This window comes from Mycolicibacterium parafortuitum (assembly GCF_002086815.1).
Classification (GTDB): Bacteria; Actinomycetota; Actinomycetes; order Mycobacteriales; family Mycobacteriaceae; genus Mycobacterium; species Mycobacterium parafortuitum.
In genome coordinates, this window is sequence record NZ_MVID01000004.1 from 189,482 (window position 1) to 208,752 (window position 19,271).

General features: G+C 67.4%; 20 protein-coding genes. 8 read left to right on the top strand and 12 right to left on the bottom strand.

The window, feature by feature from the left end:
* Positions 1-45: 45 nt before the first annotated feature.
* A complete protein-coding gene (locus tag BST38_RS07405; protein WP_083142615.1) occupies positions 46-1,866 on the top strand; it encodes a helix-turn-helix domain-containing protein in 1,821 nt (606 codons plus the stop codon).
* Positions 1,867-1,868: 2 nt separating this feature from the next.
* On the opposite strand, the gene BST38_RS07410 is transcribed toward BST38_RS07405, so the two are convergent.
* Together BST38_RS07410 and BST38_RS07415 are read right to left on the bottom strand one after the other, a co-directional pair.
* Positions 1,869-2,408, bottom strand: a complete 540-nt coding sequence (locus BST38_RS07410; RefSeq protein ID WP_083142616.1) for a YbhB/YbcL family Raf kinase inhibitor-like protein — start codon at positions 2,406-2,408, stop codon at positions 1,869-1,871.
* Positions 2,405-3,877: an MmgE/PrpD family protein gene (locus tag BST38_RS07415; protein WP_083142617.1), complete on the bottom strand. Its 1,473-nt coding sequence runs from the start codon at positions 3,875-3,877 to the stop codon at positions 2,405-2,407. Before BST38_RS07415 ends, BST38_RS07410 begins: the two co-directional genes overlap by 4 nt.
* 69 nt (positions 3,878-3,946) lie before the next feature.
* Between BST38_RS07415 and BST38_RS07420 the strand changes: the two genes are divergently transcribed.
* Positions 3,947-4,717 carry an IclR family transcriptional regulator gene (locus tag BST38_RS07420; protein ID WP_083142618.1) on the top strand — a complete coding sequence of 257 codons (771 nt, stop codon included), beginning with the start codon at positions 3,947-3,949 and terminating at the stop codon, positions 4,715-4,717.
* A 9-nt stretch (positions 4,718-4,726) separates the two neighbouring features.
* On the opposite strand, the gene BST38_RS07425 is transcribed toward BST38_RS07420, so the two are convergent.
* Positions 4,727-6,466, bottom strand: coding sequence for a hypothetical protein (locus BST38_RS07425; RefSeq protein WP_083142619.1), 1,740 nt, complete (start codon positions 6,464-6,466; stop codon positions 4,727-4,729).
* A gap of 161 nt (positions 6,467-6,627) precedes the next feature.
* Here BST38_RS07425 and BST38_RS07430 point away from each other — a divergent pair, with 161 nt between their 5' ends.
* Positions 6,628-7,098: a DUF4174 domain-containing protein gene (locus tag BST38_RS07430; RefSeq protein ID WP_083142620.1), complete on the top strand. Its 471-nt coding sequence runs from the start codon at positions 6,628-6,630 to the stop codon at positions 7,096-7,098.
* Positions 7,099-7,100: 2 nt separating this feature from the next.
* The gene (locus tag BST38_RS07435) at positions 7,101-7,763 is read left to right on the top strand and encodes a CIA30 family protein (protein WP_083142621.1); all 663 of its coding nucleotides are present in this window, start codon (positions 7,101-7,103) and stop codon (positions 7,761-7,763) included.
* Between the two features lie 13 nt (positions 7,764-7,776).
* On the opposite strand, the gene BST38_RS07440 is transcribed toward BST38_RS07435, so the two are convergent.
* Positions 7,777-8,604 carry a MerR family transcriptional regulator gene (locus BST38_RS07440; RefSeq protein ID WP_083142622.1) on the bottom strand — a complete coding sequence of 276 codons (828 nt, stop codon included), beginning with the start codon at positions 8,602-8,604 and terminating at the stop codon, positions 7,777-7,779.
* A 152-nt stretch (positions 8,605-8,756) separates the two neighbouring features.
* Between BST38_RS07440 and BST38_RS07445 the strand changes: the two genes are divergently transcribed.
* The gene (locus BST38_RS07445) at positions 8,757-9,113 is read left to right on the top strand and encodes a nuclear transport factor 2-like protein (protein ID WP_083142623.1); all 357 of its coding nucleotides are present in this window, start codon (positions 8,757-8,759) and stop codon (positions 9,111-9,113) included.
* Positions 9,110-9,949: an oxidoreductase gene (locus BST38_RS07450; RefSeq protein ID WP_083142624.1), complete on the top strand. Its 840-nt coding sequence runs from the start codon at positions 9,110-9,112 to the stop codon at positions 9,947-9,949. Before BST38_RS07445 ends, BST38_RS07450 begins: the two co-directional genes overlap by 4 nt.
* A gap of 43 nt (positions 9,950-9,992) precedes the next feature.
* Here BST38_RS07450 and BST38_RS07455 read toward each other — a convergent pair whose 3' ends face one another.
* Both BST38_RS07455 and BST38_RS07460 read right to left on the bottom strand, forming a co-directional pair.
* Positions 9,993-10,364, bottom strand: coding sequence for a nuclear transport factor 2 family protein (locus tag BST38_RS07455; protein WP_083142625.1), 372 nt, complete (start codon positions 10,362-10,364; stop codon positions 9,993-9,995).
* Entirely contained in the window at positions 10,349-11,611 is a 1,263-nt protein-coding gene (locus BST38_RS07460; protein ID WP_083142626.1) for a PucR family transcriptional regulator, read from the bottom strand. The genes BST38_RS07455 and BST38_RS07460 overlap by 16 nt, the downstream gene beginning before the upstream one ends.
* Positions 11,612-11,724: 113 nt before the next feature.
* Here BST38_RS07460 and BST38_RS07465 point away from each other — a divergent pair, with 113 nt between their 5' ends.
* Both BST38_RS07465 and BST38_RS07470 read left to right on the top strand, forming a co-directional pair.
* Positions 11,725-12,636, top strand: coding sequence for an AurF N-oxygenase family protein (locus BST38_RS07465; RefSeq protein WP_083142769.1), 912 nt, complete (start codon positions 11,725-11,727; stop codon positions 12,634-12,636).
* The gene (locus BST38_RS07470; RefSeq protein ID WP_083142627.1) at positions 12,633-12,917 is read left to right on the top strand and encodes a DUF4873 domain-containing protein; all 285 of its coding nucleotides are present in this window, start codon (positions 12,633-12,635) and stop codon (positions 12,915-12,917) included. The genes BST38_RS07465 and BST38_RS07470 overlap by 4 nt, the downstream gene beginning before the upstream one ends.
* Before the next feature lie 181 nt (positions 12,918-13,098).
* On the opposite strand, the gene dnaB is transcribed toward BST38_RS07470, so the two are convergent.
* The 6 genes from dnaB to BST38_RS07500 form a co-directional block, all read right to left on the bottom strand.
* A complete protein-coding gene (gene dnaB / locus BST38_RS07475; protein WP_083142628.1) occupies positions 13,099-15,414 on the bottom strand; it encodes a replicative DNA helicase in 2,316 nt (771 codons plus the stop codon).
* Positions 15,415-15,898: 484 nt separating this feature from the next.
* Entirely contained in the window at positions 15,899-16,354 is a 456-nt protein-coding gene (gene rplI, locus BST38_RS07480) for a 50S ribosomal protein L9 (RefSeq protein ID WP_083142629.1), read from the bottom strand.
* An 11-nt stretch (positions 16,355-16,365) separates the two neighbouring features.
* Positions 16,366-16,626, bottom strand: coding sequence for a 30S ribosomal protein S18 (gene rpsR / locus BST38_RS07485; protein ID WP_083142630.1), 261 nt, complete (start codon positions 16,624-16,626; stop codon positions 16,366-16,368).
* A 40-nt stretch (positions 16,627-16,666) separates the two neighbouring features.
* Positions 16,667-17,170 (bottom strand): single-stranded DNA-binding protein, encoded by a 504-nt coding sequence (locus tag BST38_RS07490; protein ID WP_083142631.1) that lies wholly within the window; start codon positions 17,168-17,170, stop codon positions 16,667-16,669.
* A gap of 92 nt (positions 17,171-17,262) precedes the next feature.
* On the bottom strand, positions 17,263-17,553 hold the full coding sequence (rpsF, locus tag BST38_RS07495) for a 30S ribosomal protein S6 (protein ID WP_083142632.1): 291 nt from the start codon (positions 17,551-17,553) through the stop codon (positions 17,263-17,265).
* Between the two features lie 152 nt (positions 17,554-17,705).
* A complete protein-coding gene (locus tag BST38_RS07500; protein WP_083142770.1) occupies positions 17,706-19,235 on the bottom strand; it encodes a glycosyltransferase family 87 protein in 1,530 nt (509 codons plus the stop codon).
* Between the last annotated feature and the right edge of the window lie 36 nt (positions 19,236-19,271).

Genomic DNA, 19,271 nt, shown 5'->3' on the forward strand with positions numbered 1-19,271 from the left:
CCGGCAATGCTGCCCGGCCACGGATCCGGAGAATTACGATGGGTCATGCCCGATGACTCGCTACCGCAGGTGGAACTGCGCGCCGTCGAGCACATAGCGCAGGTCCTGTTCTCCACCGACGATGTGGCGCTCGTCGCCCAGGGTGTCGCCGAGGCGATCCAGGCGCAGCGGACCACCCGCGATGTCTACGCCTACGTCTACGACACCGCCACAAGGGAACTCGTGCTGACCGGCGCGACCGAAAGCCCCGCCGCCTCGCACGTGGGTGCGTTGCGGTTGGCCTACGGCGAGGGCGTCACCGGATGGGTGGCCGCCACGAAGCAGAGTTACCTGGTGCCCGACGAGCCCGCGGGTGACCCGAGATTTCTGCCCTACCCCGGTATCGGTGAGGAGCGTTACGGCGCGATCTTCTCGGTGCCGATCGTCTCCTCGCGCGCGGAGCCGCTGGGATCGATCACGGTGTGGGCCACCACCGGTCATCAGTTCGAGCCCGGCGAGGTGGAGTTCGTCGAACGGATGGCGGCACTCGTCGCGCCCGTGTTCGACACCGCGCGGGAACGTCAGGCCGGACGTCGCCTGGGCGCGGTGGCCGACGGCCTCACCGAGTTGGCGTCGATGGTCGCCTCGGGGTCGTCGACCGGCGCGACCGTCGATTACGCGGTCGAGTTCCTCGCCGAAGCCGGGGAGGTGGACGTGGTGGTCGCCCTCGTGACCGATCCGTCGGGTGCCGACCGGATGCACACCAAGGTGCGCACCGATGCGCCGGGAACCGAGGTCGAGACGCTTCGCGCGCGACTGCTCACCGTCGACATGGACGTCCGAAACGGGATCACGGACTGGCACAGCGCCGCGCAGTCGGTGAACCGTGCGTTCGAGGGTATCGCCGGCGCGGTGACGAGCTGCCCGGTGCGCGTCGGCGCCGAGGAGTTCGGCGTGCTCGCCTGCTACCGGCTGACCGCCCGGCGGTTCACCATCGCCGAGACGGCCCTGGCCGCAGCCGTGGCGCATCAGGCCGCGCTGGCGATCCGGTTGGCGATGCTGACCGATGAACTGTTCTCCCGCAACAGGCTCAACTGGTTCCTGCGCGATCTGACCGCGGGACGGCTCAGCGCCGACGAGTTACGTTCCCGCGCAGCGGCCGTCGGGTTGGATGCCTCGGCCGGTCATGTTTTCGTGGTGGCCAGCACCTCCACCGTCGCGTTACGCGCGGCAGAGCGGCGCCCGGCCACCCCCGCACTCGGCGAGCTGCTGGCCGACAGCGCGGCGCTGCCCTCGGGCACCCTGTTCTCCTCGACCCCGCACCAGACGGTGGCGATCGTGCCGTGGCACGGCGACGACGCGTCGGTGGACGCGCTGCGAATACCGTTGCTGGAGGTGTGTTCCCGGTTGCGAGCTGCCGGGCACGCCGTCACCTTCGGGGTGTCGCGGCCGGTGTCGGCGGCGGCGGAGCTCGGGAGCGCACTGGCCGAGGCGCGCGACGCGATGGCGATCGGCAGCCGCCTCGACAATCCGAACGGCGTCTTCACCCTCGACGACGTCGGGCATCACATGCTGCTGATGCGCGTCTCCGGAGTGGACACCATTCGTGATCGGTACGCCACGGCGATCGCCAGGATCGCCGAGTACGACCGGGTCAAGGGCACCGAACTACTCGACACGCTGGCGGTGTTCCTGCACTATCGCAGTCAGAGCGTGGCCAGCCGTGAGCTCATCGTGCACCGTAATACCCTGACTCAGCGGCTGGCTCGGGCCGCCGAACTCAGCGGCATCGACGTGATGGAGCCGTCGGAGTGGTTCCCGCTGCAGCTCGCGTTGAAGGTGCACCTGTCACGCACCCGGGCGCCGGGAGCGACGAGCGACGACTGAGGTCAGGGCCGCTGGTAGACACCGGTCAGCGTGCCGCGAGCGATCGCGTGCTCGCTCATCGACCGCAAGAGTCGGCCTTTGGTGGTGACGGTCGCGGGCACCGGGGCATTCAGTGCGAACAGATGGAAGCGGTAGTGGTGACAACCGTGACCGGGTATCGGACGTGGCCCTGAATATCCCTGTCCAAGCGGGGTTTTGATGAACCGGATCTCGGTGCTGATGGGTTGCAGTGCACCCGCGTCGATGTGGTCGGTCCTGGGATCGAGGATCGCGATCGTGTGCGTCAGGGGGCGGGGCAGCGGTACGTCGTCGTCTTCGATGATCAGCACCAGCGCCTCGGTGCCGTGGGGCACACCGGACCAGTGCAGCGCCGGTGATCGGTTGTCGCCCAAGCCTTTACCGGCGTACTCGACCGGGATGGTTCCGCCATCGTCGAAGGCATCGCTGGTGACGACGATCGTCTCGGGAACGTCGATGCCCGCCAGCCTGCTGCGGTGACCACCGGCCCGAACTCCGCGGAGCAGGCAGCCGAGGTTACTCATGCGCCGCGTCTCAGATCCAGTCCCCTTCCGACCGGACCGGATAGAAGCTCCACCAGCGGTGCGACGTCGTCGGCCTCCGGCAGCGCGAGGACCGCGCGCTCGATCGCGTCGGCACGGTCCCCGGGCATGAGGGGCTCGACGAGGTTGTGGAACTTGTCCACGATCTCGTCGTCGGTGACCGGATCCGACGGGTTGCCGTGCGGCGCGATCACCGAGGCGGTCTCGGTGCTGCCGTCGCTGAAGGTCAGTGTCAGATGCGTCTGGAAGCGCTCCATCGGCGGCAATGCGTCGATGCCGGTGTCCAATTCGACGTGGACGCGCTCCAGCAGCTGCCACACATCGTCGGCGTCGAGGCGCTCGGCGGTGAACTGCTGCGGTAACGCGACACCGTCGAGCAACGTGACCGCGGCGGCGTAACCGATGTTCATCTGGGCGCCGATCGCCGTCAGCGGCCGCTGCGGTTGCCACCAGCCGTGGTGGTAGACGACGTCGCCGACGCGAATGTCGATGCGCTCGATCGTGCGGCCGGCCAGGCGATCTCGAAGAGTGCGGGCGGCCTCGACCACACCGTGCAGGCCGCCCATCACCGCCCAGGACTTCACCATGATGGCGGTGGTCTCCCAGTCGTCGCCGAGACCGCGGGTGATCGCCGTGGCGTCGGGGTGATGGCCCTCGCCGTAGACGGCCAGGAAGCCCCCGTAGGGACGCTCCAGGACCTGATCGATGCCGGTGTAGCCGGACTGCGCGAGCGCGGCGGAATAGAAGCCGTTGCGGGCGGCGAAACCGTGTTGCATCCGCTTACCCATCGCCTCGTACTGGGCAGACATCAGTCCCGCGGATTGGGTGGCGGCGAAGCCGACCGCGTCCTCGAGCTGCTCGCCGTCGAGCCCGCGAAGCTTGCCGCCGGCGAGCGCGGCGGCGATCCCGCCGAAGATCGGACCGGAATGCCAGCCGCGGGACAACATCTCGGTGCCGCCCAGTGCGTAGCCGATCCGCGGGCCGGTCTCGAAGCCGACGATCGCCGCCGTCAGCAGATCCTGCCCGCTCACCGGTCGGTCCAGGTGCGCCGCCGTCGCGAGCAGTGCCGGAATCAGCAGTGAGGCCGAGTGCAGCGGTGCCACGGGATGAAAGTCGTCGAGCTCGAAGCCTTGGATGAAGGTGCTGTTGAGCAGTGCGGCGCCGGACGGGGTGGTGGTCCGCCCGGTCCCGATGACGGCCGCAGCACCGTGGCCCTCGACACCCAAGACGGCATCCGTGGCGATGCGCGACCAGGGCAGCTGCGCCCCGACCAGCGCGCAGCCGAGGCCGTCCAAAACCAGGTGGGCCGCCCGCGTCCGGACCGGGTCGGGCACCTGGTCCCATTCCAGGGTGCCCACCCAGTTCACCAGCCGGCCCGTCGGGCCGTCGGGGGCGCTGGGACCGTGGCCGGTTGTGTCTACTGCCGGGGGATGCTCGGTGAATGTGGTCATGCACCCAGTGCAGAGAACAGGTGCGGCCGACGCCAGTTAACTTGCGCAATCGGCAAGTACGATCGGCTGGTGGCTTCGACCGCGTTGCGCGGGCTGCATGTGCTGGACACCCTCGCCGGGATGCGCCAACCGGCGACGCTGCGCGATGTCGCCGCCCGCGCCGGCCTCTCGGAGTCGAACGCGTTCCGCATTCTGCAGGCACTCGAACATGAGGGCTACGTGCACCATCTCGGCCGGTCCGGCTACCGGTTGGCCAGCCGGGCGTTGGCGCTGGCGACTGTCATCGGTCCGCGACCGGCCATGCTGCGCTTGATGCACCCGATCGTCGCCCGGCTGGCGGCCGTCAGCGGGGAGGCCGCCGTGGTGCACCTGCGGGCCGGCGACTTTCGGGTGCTGGTGTTGGGCGTGCCGGCGCGCTCAGGGCCGCTCCTCGACCCGGCCGGGGTGCTCGGGGAGCGCTCACCGCTGGCATCCGGCGCCAGTGGCCGGATCATCCTGGCCTACCTGCCCGAGACGGAGCTTGCCGACGTCGACTTGGACGGTGTGACGCCCCAGCAGCTCACCGCCATTCGCGACCGGGGGTATGAAACGTCCTACGGCGAGAATCATCCCGGTGTCAACGGCGTCTCGGTACCCCTGCTGGCCACACCCGATAATCCGGCGACTGCACCAATCGTGTTGGGATCCATGACGATCGCCGGGCCCGCAGAGCGCGTGCGGCCTCAGGCGCTTTCGCGCCTGGTGGGGCCGCTGCTGGGCGCATGCCGAGATCTCAGCCCGCGGCTGGCCGCACTGCTGGGCCCCAACCCGGGGGCCACGATCGAGGCGCTCGACCTCTGAAGCCCCAGGTCACCCCGCGATCGCCAGACGCAACGCGGTCGAGCGCCTCGACACCAGAGACGTCACCGCCGGAGGGCGGAACTCGGTCCTCTCCAGAGCGACCTGCGTACCGATCACCACCCCGGTGGCGGCCCCCTTCGCAGTCTCCACCGATACCGCCTGCCCGGGCTCGTCGTAGATTCCCGCGCACCCCTCGCCCGCGCACACACCCGTCGACGAATCGATCCGGCCCGCGAAGATGTCGTTGATCCACCCCGCGATCAGAGTCTGTGCGGCCTCTTTGTTCTGCTCGGTCGGAAACCCCTGGTTGAGATACGAGATGAGCTGGATGGCCCAGCTTCCGCCCTGCATCGAATCCAGATGCTGCCCGTCGTCGAGAACCACCCCGTTGAAGTGCCCGGGCCGGTGGTCGTTGAGCGCCGCATCGACCCGGCGCGGCGTGCCGTCCTTCCGGGGGGCACCGAGCTCGATCACCGGCACGTAGGCGCCGAGACTTTCCAGCTTGTCGAGAGCATCAGCCAGCACCGACCCGGGGGGCGCGCCGTCGAGTGTGACGATCCCGGCCAGCTGGTTGACCGCGCCACTGGCCTCGACCGCATCGGCGTAGTAGCCGGCGGCACCCGCGGCGACCCCCGCACCCAGTGAATGGCCGACCAGGGTGAACCGCTGCGGCAGCGTGGCCTCGGCGCCGTACTTGCGGGCGAAGCCCGCGGCCACCGCGCTGGCCATGAGCGCGTCGCGATCCCCGAGGAGAAGATCGGCAGTCGCGCGGTACACCTGGTCATCGCCAAGCCAGAACCCATCTCGCACAAGAGGATTCGAGGACAGCGTCGGGACCACGACGATGCTGTTGGTACGCTCGGCCAGCCAGGATGCGGTCTTGCTGTACATGGCGCCGACGCCCCGGAAGCCGTGCTGCAGGTAGATGAACCGCTCCGGTAGTTCGGTACCGTCCGGGTAGTACCAGTGCGCGCTGACGAAGCGTCCTTCGGTGATCTCCAGCCGGGAAGTGCGCACCGTGACGTTGACGCCCGCCGGGACCACCGGCGGGCCGGCGACGAACCGGATGGCCGCCCCGATGATCTCGGTGAACAGGGATTGCAGCACGTCCTGCAGCGTGCGCGACGGCGCCTCGGCCGAGACGGCCGAGGTAGCCGACGCCTCGACGGTCGCCGAGACCCGTTGGGCGGCAACCTGGTCGACCGACAGAGCGCTCTGCGGCTCGGGGGAAGCGGCGTCCTGCGCGGGTTGTGGGTCGGTCGAAGCGGGGGCCTTGGTCTGGTCTTCTGGCAGCTCGGTGGTGCCGACAGGCTGTGCAGCATTCGACTCGGGTTCGGTCGTGTCTTCGTCGTCGACCACGGGCGTGGCGCCGGAAGGGTCCGGGCCGGGGCCGACCTCGACGTCCGGCTCCACGCTCTCCTCGGCCGGATCGGATGCGTCGTCGGCATCGGCATCGCCGGCCTCCGCGTCATCGACGCCAGCGTCCTCCGAGTCTGCGTCAGCATCCTTGGTGTCAGCGTCTTTGGTGTCGGAGTCCTTGGTGTCGGAGTCCGTGGTGTCGGCATCCTCGGTTTCGCGTTTCGGCGGCTTCGCGCTGTGGCGCTCGGCGGCGGTGTCGGACGCACCGGCGGTGCCGCCCGTCGTCCCGGAGCCGGTATCGGCGGTTGCGGTGTCGGCCCCGGCGATCATCGCCGCGGACACGCCCGCCGCCACCACGCCTGCACCCATCCACGCTGACAGCTGTGCCATAGATTTCCCCAACCTTCGATATTGACGACCACGTTGCTGCAGTCGGGCTCAAGGTAAAGCAGCACAGCGGTGGAGCAGACAGTTTCGGGAATCTGGTCATCTTTGTGTCACCGTGCGAGCCGGGGTGGCCGCCGCGTCGGTGCGTAAGCTCGAGAAGCACTATGGCGACCCCACTCCATGCCCGGCGATCGGCACTCGTGCTGGTCGTGATCCTGGCCGCGGTGGCGCTCGGATCCGCGACCGCCGCGGCTGCCGGACTCGAGGACTACCGCTGGGAGCGTCGCCCCCTGCTGGTGTTCGCTCCGACGGACACCGACCCCCGCCTCGCGGACACGATGAGCCGAATCGCGGCGGCCCGATGTGACTTCGTCGCTCGGGACATGGTGCTTGGCCGGGCCGTGACCGAAGGCACCAGCATGCTCGACGGTCGCGTGATCGGCGCCGAGGAGGCCCAGCGCCTGGCCGACCGATTCGGCATCGGCGGGAACGACTTCGCGGTCGTGTTGATCGGGAAAGATGGCGGCGAGAAATTTCGCGTCACCGACGTACCGGATCTGCGCACCATCTACGCCGTGATCGACGGCATGCCGATGCGAAGCCGAGAGATGACCGCCGAACCGAGTGGGTGTTGAGAATGCGCAAAGGCCACCTGTCACAGCGCCGGCTCGCCGGCATCGCCGTCGCCTGCTCGGCACTCCTGGTGGTGGCCTGCGGAGGCACCGAGCAACCCGCCAATGCCCAGGAGCCGACGACCTCGCCGACAGCGGAATCGCAAGGGACCGACGTCGTTCTGGTCGACCTCGACGATCCCGGCGAGGTGGCCACCTGGACGACGGTCAACGACCCCGTCATGGGTGGTGTATCCACCTCGCAGGTCGCGTTCGGAGACGGTGGCCTCGTGTTCTCGGGCACCATCTCGCTGGCGAACAACGGCGGCTTCGCCTCGGCCCGCAGCCCCCAGGACCCCACCCTCGGGCGACTGGCGGCAGGCGCGACATCGCTGCGCGTGCGCGGACAGGGTGACGGCAAGACCTACGTCCTCGAGGCGGGCATCGAAGGGCAGCCTTGGTCCTACATCCAGCGCTTCACCACCGACGCCGGCGTCCAGCGAACCTATGAATTGCCCGTCACGGGCTTCCAGCCCGTCGGGATGCGCTTTGATCCCGCACCCGATGCGCCGCGGACAATGGACCCGTCGCTCATCAACCAGATATCGGTCTACATTCTCGACAAGCAACAGGGGCCGTTCGAGATCACCCTCAGCGGCGTCGACGCCACCCTCGGCGGTCAGTCCTGATCTGATTCGACTTTCAGTGCGGCGGCGCGGTGGTGCTGAAGATCGGCCAACAGATTTCCGTGGCGCTGAACGTCATCGGATTCGAAGGCGTCGCGCCGAGGTAGTGCTCACGGATCGGTCCCTGATGGCTGATCAGATGCTCGTTCACGTAGCGTCCGAGCGCCGCGTAGCTGCGGTCGATGCCGTCGTGGCCACCGGCGTGCGTGAGCACCGCGAACTCGGCCGGAGGCAAGACCTCGGCGAGGACGCCGTCGGGCGGGTCCGCGGATTCTGGAGCGGGGACGAACATCGTCGCTGCGCCACGTGATTCGAGAAACAGGGCTCGGTCGTAGAGGCCTCCCGGCACGACCAGCACAGGCTCTCTCCCCGCCGCCGCAACCGCGTCGCGCAGTGTGGTCAACGCCGCGCCAAACCAGTCGTCGATATCGGAAACGTCGACGGTGGCACCGACGGACCACACGGCGAGCGCCGGCTTGTGCTGCACCTCCACGTGGGCGGGGACGTGAACGGGGGAAAGCAACTCGCGCAGCGCGCCCACGGTGTCCCGAGTCTGCTGCAGCTGCGCCTCCATCTGTTCGAGATGGGTGGTGATGATCTGGGTACGGGCCGCGGCGTCGTCGGTTGTCAGCAGCGCCTTGATGTCGGGAATGGACATCCCGAGTGATCGGAACCGGCGGATGATGTGGGCATGATCGACCTGGCTGGTGTCGTAGAAGCGGTAACCGGTGTGGGCGTCGATGTGTGCTGGTTCGAGGATCCCGCTGTCGTGGTAGTGCCGTAGCGCCTTTCTGCTCAGGCTGGTCATCACGGCGAAATCGCCGATCGAAACCCGTGCGCCCATGGCGTCCTCCTCTGCGATCTGCTGCCCCTGCCGTGGCGGGTGACGCCATCGTGCACTCTCCCCCTGGGGGAAGGGCAACATCACGGCGCGTCGCGAAAATTTTTGCGCCCTGGGGTTGACCTTCCCCTAACGGCAACCTCCATCGTGGCGTCATGACCAACACCACACACTGGGATGCACTCCCGGACACCGTAAGAACGTTCATGACCGCGCTCGATGCCCGCCAGGTGGATCAAGCGCTGGCCACCCTCACCATCGATGCCGTCGTCACCGACGAGGGCCACGACTACAAGGGACATGACGACATCGGGAACTGGATCGCGACTGCGGCCAGCGAGTACACCTACACCACCGAATTCACCGGCGCGACAGTATTCGAACGGCGGCCCGGTACGACTGTCGAGGTCGGGCAACACTTGGAGGGCGACTTCCCCGGCGGCGTCGCCGACCTGCACTACCGTTTCACCTTCGACGGGGAGCTGATCAGCCGGGTGGTGATCGAGCCATGAGCAGGAGATGGTTCATCACCGGTGGCACGCCCGGCGGTTTCGGCGTCGCGTTCGCCGAGGCGGCCCTCGAGACGGGCGACCGCGTGGTGCTCACGTCCCGGCGCCCGCACGAGCTGGCGACATGGGCCGACCAGTACGGCGACCGCGCTCTGGTCGTGCCGTTGGACGTCACCGACGCGGCGCAGGTGCGCCAAGCGGTGCGCGCAGCCGAAGAGCACATGGGCGGCATCGACGTCCTGGTGAACAACGCCGGCCGCGGCTGGTTCGGATCGATCGAGGCGATGAACGAGTCCTCGGTGCGGGCGATGTTCGAGCTGAACTTCTTCGCGGTGCTCACGGTGGTCCGTGCGGCGCTGCCGGGGATGCGCGCCCGCGGCAGCGGGTGGATCGTCAACGTGTCTTCGGTGGCCGGGCTGGTGGCAGCACCGGGGTTCGGCTACTACAGCGCGACGAAGTTCGCCATCGAGGCCGTCACCGACGCGCTGCGCGACGAAGTGGCCGGGCAGGGCATCTCGGTGCTCGCAGTCGAGCCCGGGGCGTTCCGCACCAACGCCTATGCCGGCTTCGCCGATGAGCCTGTCGCGGAGCCGATTCCGGATTACCACGAGATGCTCGAGCAGGTGCGCGCCACCTTCGTCGAGATGGACGGTAAGCAGCCCGGCGATCCGCACCGCGGTGCCCGTGCGGTGATCGCCGCGATGGAACAGGATTGGTCTCCGCCTCGGCTGGTTCTGGGCAACAGCGGATACGACGCCGTGGTCGACACGCTGGAGCAGACCTTGGCCGACATCCGGGCGAGCGAAAAGCTCTCTCGTAGCGCGGATTTCCCTACGTAGGGCCCGCCCATTCGGGTGGCGGTGCAGGCACGACGGCGCGCGGCTACGCGCCCGTCGGCGGAATGAGTACCGTCCACAGATCCGAGATCAGACCGTCCTCGACGAGAACGGCGTCGAAGCCGCTCATCTGAATCTGCCCGTCGGCCGGATTGACCAACTTCCAGGCGAGGTGGGCAAAGCCGGGTAGCTCGTGGACCGAGCCGTCCGGTTCGAACTGAAGATCCCCCAAACCGGACTGCAACGCCGCGCATTTGGCTTCGAGCGCCTCGCGCCCGGTGGTGACCCCCTCGGCGTCGGTCCAGCGGACGTCCGCGGTATAGGTGCTGTCGATGGCCATCCTGCGTTTGACCTCGTCGCGCTCATTGAAGACCGCCATGAGGTTCTGGTGCATCAACCTCGCTATGGCATCGGACATCGATCTTCTCCTTCGATCGGTGGAGTCGTGACCTGGCGTCCCGCTTGTATGTCCGACCCTGCTGCCAGAGCGACTGTCAGCTCGGCGATCACCCGCGGATCGCGCAGTCGCTCGCCGTAGGCCTCACGCAGCTGTCGTAGCCGATATCGGATTGTCGACGGAGACACGAACAGATCGGCGGCCACGTCGTCTCTGCGCCCGTGGTGCAGCAACCACGACCGCAATGTCTCGGTGAGCCGCTCTTGGGCCGCCTCAGAGAGATCGACCAGTGGTGCGAGCGCGCGCGTACGAAGGTCCGCGAGGGCCTCGGCGTCGGCGCTGACGACCAACTCCGGAAGAAACTCTTCGGTGTCGAGCACCGCCGCAGAGTCGGTGGACCGCACGTGCACAGCGCGCATCACCCGTCGAATCGAGGATTTGGCGTTCTTCCAGTCGCGGGCGGGCCCCACCACGGCACCGGACCCGTTGAGGGAAGCCAGGAACGACGGGCGCGCTGCACCTCCGACGTCGCAGACCAGCATGACCCGGAGACCGATGTGTGAGTCGATCGCGTCGTGCGGGACGTGCAGCGTGCGCGGATCCGTCGTGACGGCGGCGCGTCCGCGCTGCGGAGCGCTGGGTATGGCGACCGCGGTCAACGTCCGCGGTGTGGCCCATGATGCGTACTCGGCTGCCAGGTCGAGTTCCCCGGAAGTCGCGTCACCCAACAGCATTCGAACCAGGCGCTCGCGCCGGCGCTCACGGTCCAGACCCGACCTGGCCTGTTCCTCGGCGTGGCCCGCGACTCCGGCCGCGGAGATCAGATCGAGGTAGGCGAAGAACATCTCGGCAAAGGCGCTGATCTGGTCGCGGTCCACACCGTCGTGAGCAGCCAGCGCACTCCAGTCGCGCCACAGTTCGCGGGCACCGACCCGATAGGCCGCCAGCTGAACCTCCGGCGGTCGACCGTTGCGGGCCTCGCGCCGGCCGAACCGGTGAGCGGTGTCGAGCACCTCCTGCATCGGCACCGCCGCACCCGCGCCTGCCGCCGGGCGGAGGCCGTCGATGAGTGAACTCAACAGCTGGGCCGCCGACGCGTCGATGATCGGCCGCCAGGATTCCTGAGCCGCCTGGGCCAATGACGGCACCTCGGCGGTGACCGCTTCGACCATCCGGTCGATGAGCGCGGGAAGTCCGGTACGCATCGCCTCCAGCGTCCGCAGCGGCAGTTCGACGGTTCTCGTCGCGTCGCTGCGCGCTTCCGGCATACCGCGATAGTAGGGCCCCTCCCGGGGTGACTGACCGAAAAGGTCAATGCGGGCGCCAAAGATTAGCCGCTGTGGGCGAGACCCTGCCCCCACTGGACATCGACAATGGCGACATGACCGCCACTCCTGCCCCCATCGTGAGCCGCCCCGACAGGGAAGGGGTTGCGGTGCGGCTGCTCAAGGGGTCAGCGAAGAAGTCCTACGAGCCCGTCGTCGACATCGACTGGGCCGCCCCGCTGGCCGACGACAAGTACTTCTTGCCGCCGCAGATGTCCTCCCTGTACGGGACGCGGCTGTGGGAGCAGATGAGTGTGCAGCAGCGCATCGACCTGTCGCGCCACGAACTCGTCAACTACCTGTCGATGGGCATCTGGTTCGAGAACATGCTCAACCAGTCACTGTTGCGGGGCATGATCCGTTCCTCACCGACGGCGGGCAGCACCTTCTACGAGCTGACCGAACTCGGTGACGAGGCCCGACACATGCTCATGTTCGGCAAGGCGATCAGGCGCATCGGGGTGGAACCGTTCTGGCCGACCGGACGTCACGCGCGGTCGGTCAACACGATGCCGTTCATCTTCCGCGGTCCGATGCTGTGGATCGCGGCGCTGGTAGGCGAAGAGATCTTCGACGCCCTACAGCGCAGGATCCTGGAGGACGGTCAGGAAGTACAGCCGCTGGTGCAGCGGCTGATGCGGATCCACGTGACCGAGGAGGCGCGCCACATCCAGTTCGCGCGTGACGGAATCCGCCGCGACGTCGCCGAGATGCCGTTGCGTACCCGATGGATCCTGGCGAACCTGCACGGGCTCGGCGCCACGCTGTACCTGAAGAACTTCACTCGGCGCGGCCTTTATCAGCGGGTCGGGCTCGACGGAGCCGCCGCACAACGACAAGCGCGGGCCAACAAGCACTTTCACGATGTGCAGAAGCTGGGCTTCGCATCGCTGGGCGAGTTTTTGGAGGAGTTGGGTTTGATGGGTCCGTTGGCCCGCCGGATGTGGAAGCGGAGCCACTTCCTGTGAGTGCCGTCGGCCATGACGGCGTCTACACCGGGGCGGCCGATCTGATCGTCGGCGAGGCGCGGCACGCGGTGCGAGTGCGCCTCAAGGGATCAGTCAATCCCTTCGACGGGCACTATCACTGGCAGGGCACTGTGTTCGACGCACCCGACCATGTGAAGCCTGCCGGCGAGCCGGTGCGGTTGCGCATGGACGACCACGACGCCCTCGGACGCCTCGTCGAACGGACTGCTGACGGACACCTGATGATCAGCGGCACCGGCCGACCCCCATATCCGTTGTGAATCAACCCTTGCGCGCTGTCGGATTCCGACCGCACGCCATGCAGCGCTATGGCAGCGCTGTCAGTCAGTGGCTTCGGCTGGGCAGGCGCTGCACACACGGCGGTCGCAGGTAAGCGGCTGGCGGATCCGCCATCACCTGTCAGAGTCCGCCGCGATCCGTGAGAACCTACAGCTTTGTCCCCTACCGCGCCATATTCGAGAACCGCGACAGGTGCAGCTGGTGCGCCACGGTGACCGTTCGCGTCGGTCCCGCACGGTGTTTGGCCACGATCAGGTCGGCCTCACCGCCGCGGGGATCGTCGGTTTCGAAAGCGTCGGGCCGGTGCAGCAGGATCACCATGTCGGCGTCCTGTTCGATCGATCCCGACTCGCGGAGGTCCGACAGCATCGGCTTCTTGTCGGTGCGCTGCTCCGGGCCACGGTTCAGCTGGCTCATCGCGACCACCGGAACTTCCAGCTCCTTGGCCAAAAGCTTGATCTGCCTTGAGAACTCGGAGACTTCCTGCTGACGGGACTCGACGCGCTTACCGGAGGTCATCAGCTGCAGGTAGTCGATCACGATGAGGCGCAGGTCAGCCTTCTGTTTGAGTCGCCGCGCCTTCGCCCGGATCTCCATCATCGTCAGGTTCGGCGAATCGTCGATGTACAACGGCGCTTCGCTGATCTCACTCATGCGGCGCGCCAGCTTCGTCCAGTCGTCATCGCTCATCCGGCCCGAGCGCATATCGGCGAGTTTGATCTTCGCCTCCGCCGACAGCAGACGCATCACGATCTCTGTCTTGCTCATCTCCAGCGAGAACACGATGCTCGGCAGCCGGTGCTTGATCGAGCAGGACCGCATGAAATCCAGGCCCAGCGTGGAGTTGTGGGTCGGGATCATGGACCGCCCCGCCAGGTACATGTGGTCCTCGTTGTCCACCTCGACGCACCGGACCGGCACACTCGCAATTTGGCGTACATCGGTGATAAACCGCGACCCGGACCGAACGGTGCTGGTGCTGCGCCGACGCTCCTTGTGTAGCACGGCCTTTCGATGCAGCCCGAAAACCGTGTGGTCGGTGCTGAAGTTGAGCGTGTAGGCGACCGAGCTGTCGGCGCTACGGCCGGGCACCGACTTCTTCATCGTTTGGCATCGGTACCCGAGCGACACGATCAGCTCGGCGACGTCCTCCACCAGGCGACGATTGGTGCCGGTGTACTGGATCGCACCGCCGTTGGTGACCGTGCCGTCCGTATCCAGGAGACCCGCCAACAACGCCCGGCGCTGGACCTCCGACGCCCGCAGATACTCGATCGGGATGTGCTTGTTGCCGAGGACTCCGATCGCTCGCAGGCTCGCACTCGACAGCCCGCGGTCCTCCCCCTCGATCTGCATCAGAATCTCCGGGTCGGCCGTGGTGATCTGGGCGGCCGCCGACGTCCCGTCTGCGAGCCACGCACCCAACGTGTACGGCGAAATCAGCAGATCCGCTGCCGCGCCCTGAATGGGTGCGGTGTTGGCGACGGAATGATCTGAACCCAGTGTCGCGGCGAGCTCACGGGTCGTACGGATCGCGGACGACTTCCGCGACGCCCGCGTCTCGGTCAGCCACTGATGCTCGGCGTCCGCGACAATGACCGTCCCATCGGAGAATTCGACCTCGTAGCAGGGTCGGCCGACCATCACGTCGGTCGCCGCGACCACCCGCGTCGGCTTGCCGTCTGCGCCGATCAGCAGGTCGCCGACCTTGACCTCGCCCATCGTGGTCCATCCCGTGGGCGTCGGCAGCGGGGTGTCAAGCTTCAGCGCCTTGCCCATACCAGGCCTCGCCGCCACGACGATCATCTGACCCGGGTGCAGCCCGTTGGTCAGCTCGTCGAGGTCGGTGAAGCCCGTCGGCACACCCTTGGAGACTCCGCCCTCGGACGCGATCGCGTCGATCTCGTCCATCGTGGGCTGGAGGATCTCCTCCAGGATCACGAAGTCCTCGGCCGCGCGGCGCTCGGTGACGTCGTAGATCTCGGCCTGCGCGCGGTCGACGATGTCGTTGACGTCGGCCCCGTCGGCGCCGGCGTAGCCGTACTGCACCACGCGGGTGCCCGCCTCGACGAGCCGGCGCAACAGCGCCTTCTCCGAGACGATCTCGGCGTAGTAGCCCGCGTTGGCCGCCGTCGGCACCGTCGAGATCAGCGTGTGCAGATACGGCGCCCCGCCCACGCGGCGCAGCAGACCGCGCCGGTCGAGTTCGGCGGCGACGGTGACCGCGTCGGCGGGCTCCCCTCGCCCGTACAGGTCGAGGATCGCGTCGTAGACGAGTTGGTTGGCCGGCTTGTAGAAGTCGTTCGGACGCAGCTTCTCCAGCACGTCGGCGACGGCGTCCTTGCTCAGCAGCATGCCGCCCAGCACGGCCTGCTCGGCCGCGGGATCCTGCGGAGGCTGGCGCCCGAAGTCTTCACCGGGAGGCGGCTCCGTCTCCGAGTACTCACCCGGACGACCCCGGTCATCGACGACAGCCACGCGGCGCCTCTCCCTCCTCGATCGCATGTGAACAAACGTTCGAAGCTACCGTCGCGATGCTAGACACAGCCTCCGACAAGCCCCCCGCGGGGAAGCGCAACCAACCCTGCGACGGACAACGCTAGACGTTGCTGGCCTGGACGCAAACGCATCCTGTTGATGATCCTGTGGATGGTGTGTGGATAGCTCTGGTGGAGCATGTTGAGGCGCTGGGGAGAACCTGTTGATAAACCTCGCCCTGGATCCTGTTTCCGCAGATGGGGCGACCATAGACGGGGTGAACACCTGTGGATGGGAAATCGTCCGGCGTGTCGTGCCGGGTTTCCGTCCCGGGCGTGTTGTGTTTCCCTGCGGGGCCCAGCAGGTTAACAGTCGGTTAGGTTAGCTGGGATCGCTTTGGTCAGAAAAGTTCGCCACGAGAAACGCCGAACGGCCGGGCATCGACCCCGAAGGATCGACACCCGGCCGTTCGAGCCGAAGTTGGCTAGCTTGCGACGACGCTCAACGTCAGCGACGCATTCACGTCGGGGTGCAGGCGCACGGTGACCGAGTGGTCGCCCGTCGTCTTGATGTGCGCCTTGGGCAGGTCGACCGTCCGCTTGTCCAGGTTCGGGCCGCCGGCCTTCTTGATGGCGGCCACGACGTCGGCAGCCGTCACCGAGCCGAAGAGCTTGCCCGAGTCACCGGCGGTCTTGACCGACAGCTCGACGTTCTCCAGCGCCTCGATGGCCTGCTTGAGCTCGTTGGCGTGCTCGAGGCTCTTGACGCCCTTGAGCTCCTGGGCGCGACGGATGTCCTCGGCCTGCTTCTGGGCACCGCGGGTGGCGACGATCGCCAGCCCGCGGGGCAGCAGGTAGTTGCGGCCGTAGCCGTCCTTGACCTCGACGGCGTCGCCGGCGACGCCCAGGTGCTCGACCTCAGCGGTAAGAATCAGTTTCATCTCTTCGGCCCCTATCGCGTCGACGAGCTGAACGGCAGCAGGGCGACCTCGCGTGCGTTCTTCACCGCGATCGCGATGTCGCGCTGGTGCTGAACGCAGTTGCCGGTGACCCGGCGGGCGCGGATCTTGCCACGCTCGCTGATGTAGGTACGCAGCAGCTGGGTGTCCTTGTAATCGATGGTCTGCCCCTTCTTGGAGCAGAACACGCACTTGCGTGTCTTGACCGGCTTTTCCGGAGCCGGGCGCCTCTTCGTGGAGGAGGACTTCGCCATTGTCTATCTCTTTCTAGAAATCACTCGATGAGGTTGTTGATCAGAAGGGCGGTTCTTCGTCAGCGCCGCCGAAGGACCCGGATGCGGGCGCACTGCCCCACGGATCCTCGGCCGGAGCGCTGTTGGCGGGCTGGCGTGAGCCGCCGCCGCCACCGAATCCGCCGCCACCGCCACCACTGCGGCTGGCCTTGTTGACCTTCGCCGTCGCGTAGCGCAACGACGGGCCGATCTCGTCGACCTCGAGCTCCATCACCGTGCGCTTCTCGCCCTCGCGGGTCTCGAACGAACGCTGCTTGAGCCGGCCACTGACGATGACCCGGCTACCGCGAACCAGGCTCTCGGCCACGTTCTCGGCCGCTTCGCGCCAGATGTTGCAGCGGAGGAACAGCGCTTCGCCGTCCTTCCACTCATTCGTCTGGCGATCGAACATGCGCGGGGTCGACGCGACCGTGAAGTTCGCGACGGCCGCGCCCGAAGGCGTGAACCGTAGTTCGGGGTCAGCGGTCAGGTTTCCGATGACCGTGATGATGGTGTCACCAGCCACAAGGTCCTCCTGGATGTTGGCGGCGTGCGAGAGCAGTCGCAGGCGAGCCTACGGAACTGCTCCGACGAGCACAGCCCGTCAGTGCACTTCGACTAGTGCTTCTCGGTCCGCATGACCTTGGTCCGCAGCACGGACTCGTTCAGGTTCAGCTGACGGTCGAGCTCGGACACGGTGGCCGGCTCGGCCTTGACGTCGATGATCGCGTAGATGCCCTCGGCGTGCTTCTTGATCTCGTACGCCAGACGACGACGTCCCCAGATGTCGACCTTGTCGACACTGCCGCCGTCCTTGCGGATGACGTTCAGGAACGTCTCCAGCGACGGAGCTACGGTGCGCTCGTCAAGTGTGGGGTCGAGGATGACCATGATTTCGTATGGACGCATAAGGAACCCATCACCTCCTTCGGTCTGATCGGCCGCGGCGTGTCCGCGGCAGGAGGGTCGCCTGCGTCGGCAACCTGCCCAGGTTACAGGCCGGGGCGCTGATCTGCGAAATCACCGCCGGATCGGGCGCGCAGAACGACGCCCATGGTCGCTCAGCGCGCCGGATCCGCCACCAGCCGGGGCGTCGGCCGCAGCCAGTCCGGCAGCCACCGCGGCGGCGCGTCCGGTGCCCGGTCGAACACCCCGCCGGCCGGATCGTCGACGCCGTTCTGGCGGACCAGATCCAGCCGTGGCCGGTAGATCTCGCGGATCACCAAGCCGCACAACGTGATCACCGCGATGTCGCGCAGCAGCACCGTCGCGGTGAACGCCTGCTCGGGCAGCCCCATGTTCTGCTCGCCGAACAGGTAGAGCATGCGCGGCACCCAGACCAGCATGTCGATCGTCATCCACGCCAACAACACCCGCCGGTGCGGCAACGCCAGCACCGCCAGCGGTACCAGCCACAGCGAGAACTGCGGGCTCCACACCTTGTTGGTCAGCAGGAACGCGGCCACCACCAGAAACGCGAGCTGGGCCACCCGCGGCCGCCGCGCCGCGGTCAGCGCGATGTAGCCGACGCCGATGCAGCACGCCGCGAACAGCGCCGCGGTGACGGTGTTGAGCACCACCGGCGGCTCCCAGAACCCGAGCTCGGGGTCGAACCCGCGCCAGCCGGTGAACGACTTCACCACGTTGTAGATCGAATCCATGTCGTCGCCGCGACGGGTGTTGAGCCGGAAGAACTCCGACCATCCGCGCGGGAACAGCACCATGATCGGCAGGTTGACCACCAACCAGGCGCCTACCGCCGCCGCGGTCGTCTTGGCGACCTCGCGCAGCCGCCCGGTGCGTACCGCCAGCAGCGCCAGCGGCACCAGCAGCAGCAGCGGATACAGCTTGGCCGCCACCCCGAGCCCGATCAGCACCCCGGCCAGCACCGGTTTTCGCCGCGCCCAGGCCAGCAGCGCGCCGGCGGCGAACGCGGTGGCCAGCGCGTCGAAGTTGGTGAAGATCTGAAAGATCACGATCGGTGAGGCCGCGACCAGCGCGGCGTCCCAGATGCGGCGCGGGCCGGCCAGCATCGCCGTGGCCCACAGCGTCGTCAGCCAGGCCAGCGCCAGCCCCAGCGCGGCGATGTTGAAGAACATCACCACCTCGGCGATGACCGGCACCGACACCAGCTTGGTCAACGCCGTATACGTCTTGGCCACCGTCATCGACAGGTACTGGTAGAGCCCGGTCAGCACCGGATACTCCATGTAGCGGATCGCGGGCTCGCCGTCGTACTGGATGCGCGGTGTGCCGTCGGCCTCGGTCTCCACCCAGCTGGACTTGTACGGGAACTTGCCCAGGTTCAGCAGTTCGGCGGTGTACAGCGGGACGGTGTCCGAGTAGCACAGCTCGTAGTACGCGCGCTGGTTCTCCCAATTGCCGACCCGCTGATCGGCGGTGCCGGTGCCGGTGGTCTGCAGGCAGGCGGCCTTGGTCGAGTAACCCAGGGCCAGGAACACCAGCGCGATGATGATCATCACCCGCAGCGGGGTCATGAACCGGGTGCGGCCGATCAGCGCGTGCCGGCCGACGGGCCCGCCGATGGTCTCCGAGAGCGCCGCGCCGATGGTGTCGGTGCGGCTGGGCATGTCGCGGGCGTCGAGGCTGCGGAGGTCTTTGGCCGT

Coding starts and splice junctions, on each gene's coding strand:
- BST38_RS07405 (WP_083142615.1), top strand. CDS start 46: ATGCCCGATGACTCGCTACCGCAGGTGGAACTGCGCGCCGTCGAGCAC.
- BST38_RS07410 (WP_083142616.1), bottom strand. CDS start 2,408: ATGAGTAACCTCGGCTGCCTGCTCCGCGGAGTTCGGGCCGGTGGTCAC.
- BST38_RS07415 (WP_083142617.1), bottom strand. CDS start 3,877: ATGACCACATTCACCGAGCATCCCCCGGCAGTAGACACAACCGGCCAC.
- BST38_RS07425 (WP_083142619.1), bottom strand. CDS start 6,466: ATGGCACAGCTGTCAGCGTGGATGGGTGCAGGCGTGGTGGCGGCGGGC.
- BST38_RS07430 (WP_083142620.1), top strand. CDS start 6,628: ATGGCGACCCCACTCCATGCCCGGCGATCGGCACTCGTGCTGGTCGTG.
- BST38_RS07435 (WP_083142621.1), top strand. CDS start 7,101: ATGCGCAAAGGCCACCTGTCACAGCGCCGGCTCGCCGGCATCGCCGTC.
- BST38_RS07440 (WP_083142622.1), bottom strand. CDS start 8,604: ATGGGCGCACGGGTTTCGATCGGCGATTTCGCCGTGATGACCAGCCTG.
- BST38_RS07445 (WP_083142623.1), top strand. CDS start 8,757: ATGACCAACACCACACACTGGGATGCACTCCCGGACACCGTAAGAACG.
- BST38_RS07450 (WP_083142624.1), top strand. CDS start 9,110: ATGAGCAGGAGATGGTTCATCACCGGTGGCACGCCCGGCGGTTTCGGC.
- BST38_RS07455 (WP_083142625.1), bottom strand. CDS start 10,364: ATGTCCGATGCCATAGCGAGGTTGATGCACCAGAACCTCATGGCGGTC.
- BST38_RS07460 (WP_083142626.1), bottom strand. CDS start 11,611: ATGCCGGAAGCGCGCAGCGACGCGACGAGAACCGTCGAACTGCCGCTG.
- BST38_RS07465 (WP_083142769.1), top strand. CDS start 11,725: ATGACCGCCACTCCTGCCCCCATCGTGAGCCGCCCCGACAGGGAAGGG.
- rplI (WP_083142629.1), bottom strand. CDS start 16,354: ATGAAACTGATTCTTACCGCTGAGGTCGAGCACCTGGGCGTCGCCGGC.
- rpsR (WP_083142630.1), bottom strand. CDS start 16,626: ATGGCGAAGTCCTCCTCCACGAAGAGGCGCCCGGCTCCGGAAAAGCCG.
- rpsF (WP_083142632.1), bottom strand. CDS start 17,553: ATGCGTCCATACGAAATCATGGTCATCCTCGACCCCACACTTGACGAG.
- BST38_RS07500 (WP_083142770.1), bottom strand. CDS start 19,235: ATGCCCAGCCGCACCGACACCATCGGCGCGGCGCTCTCGGAGACCATC.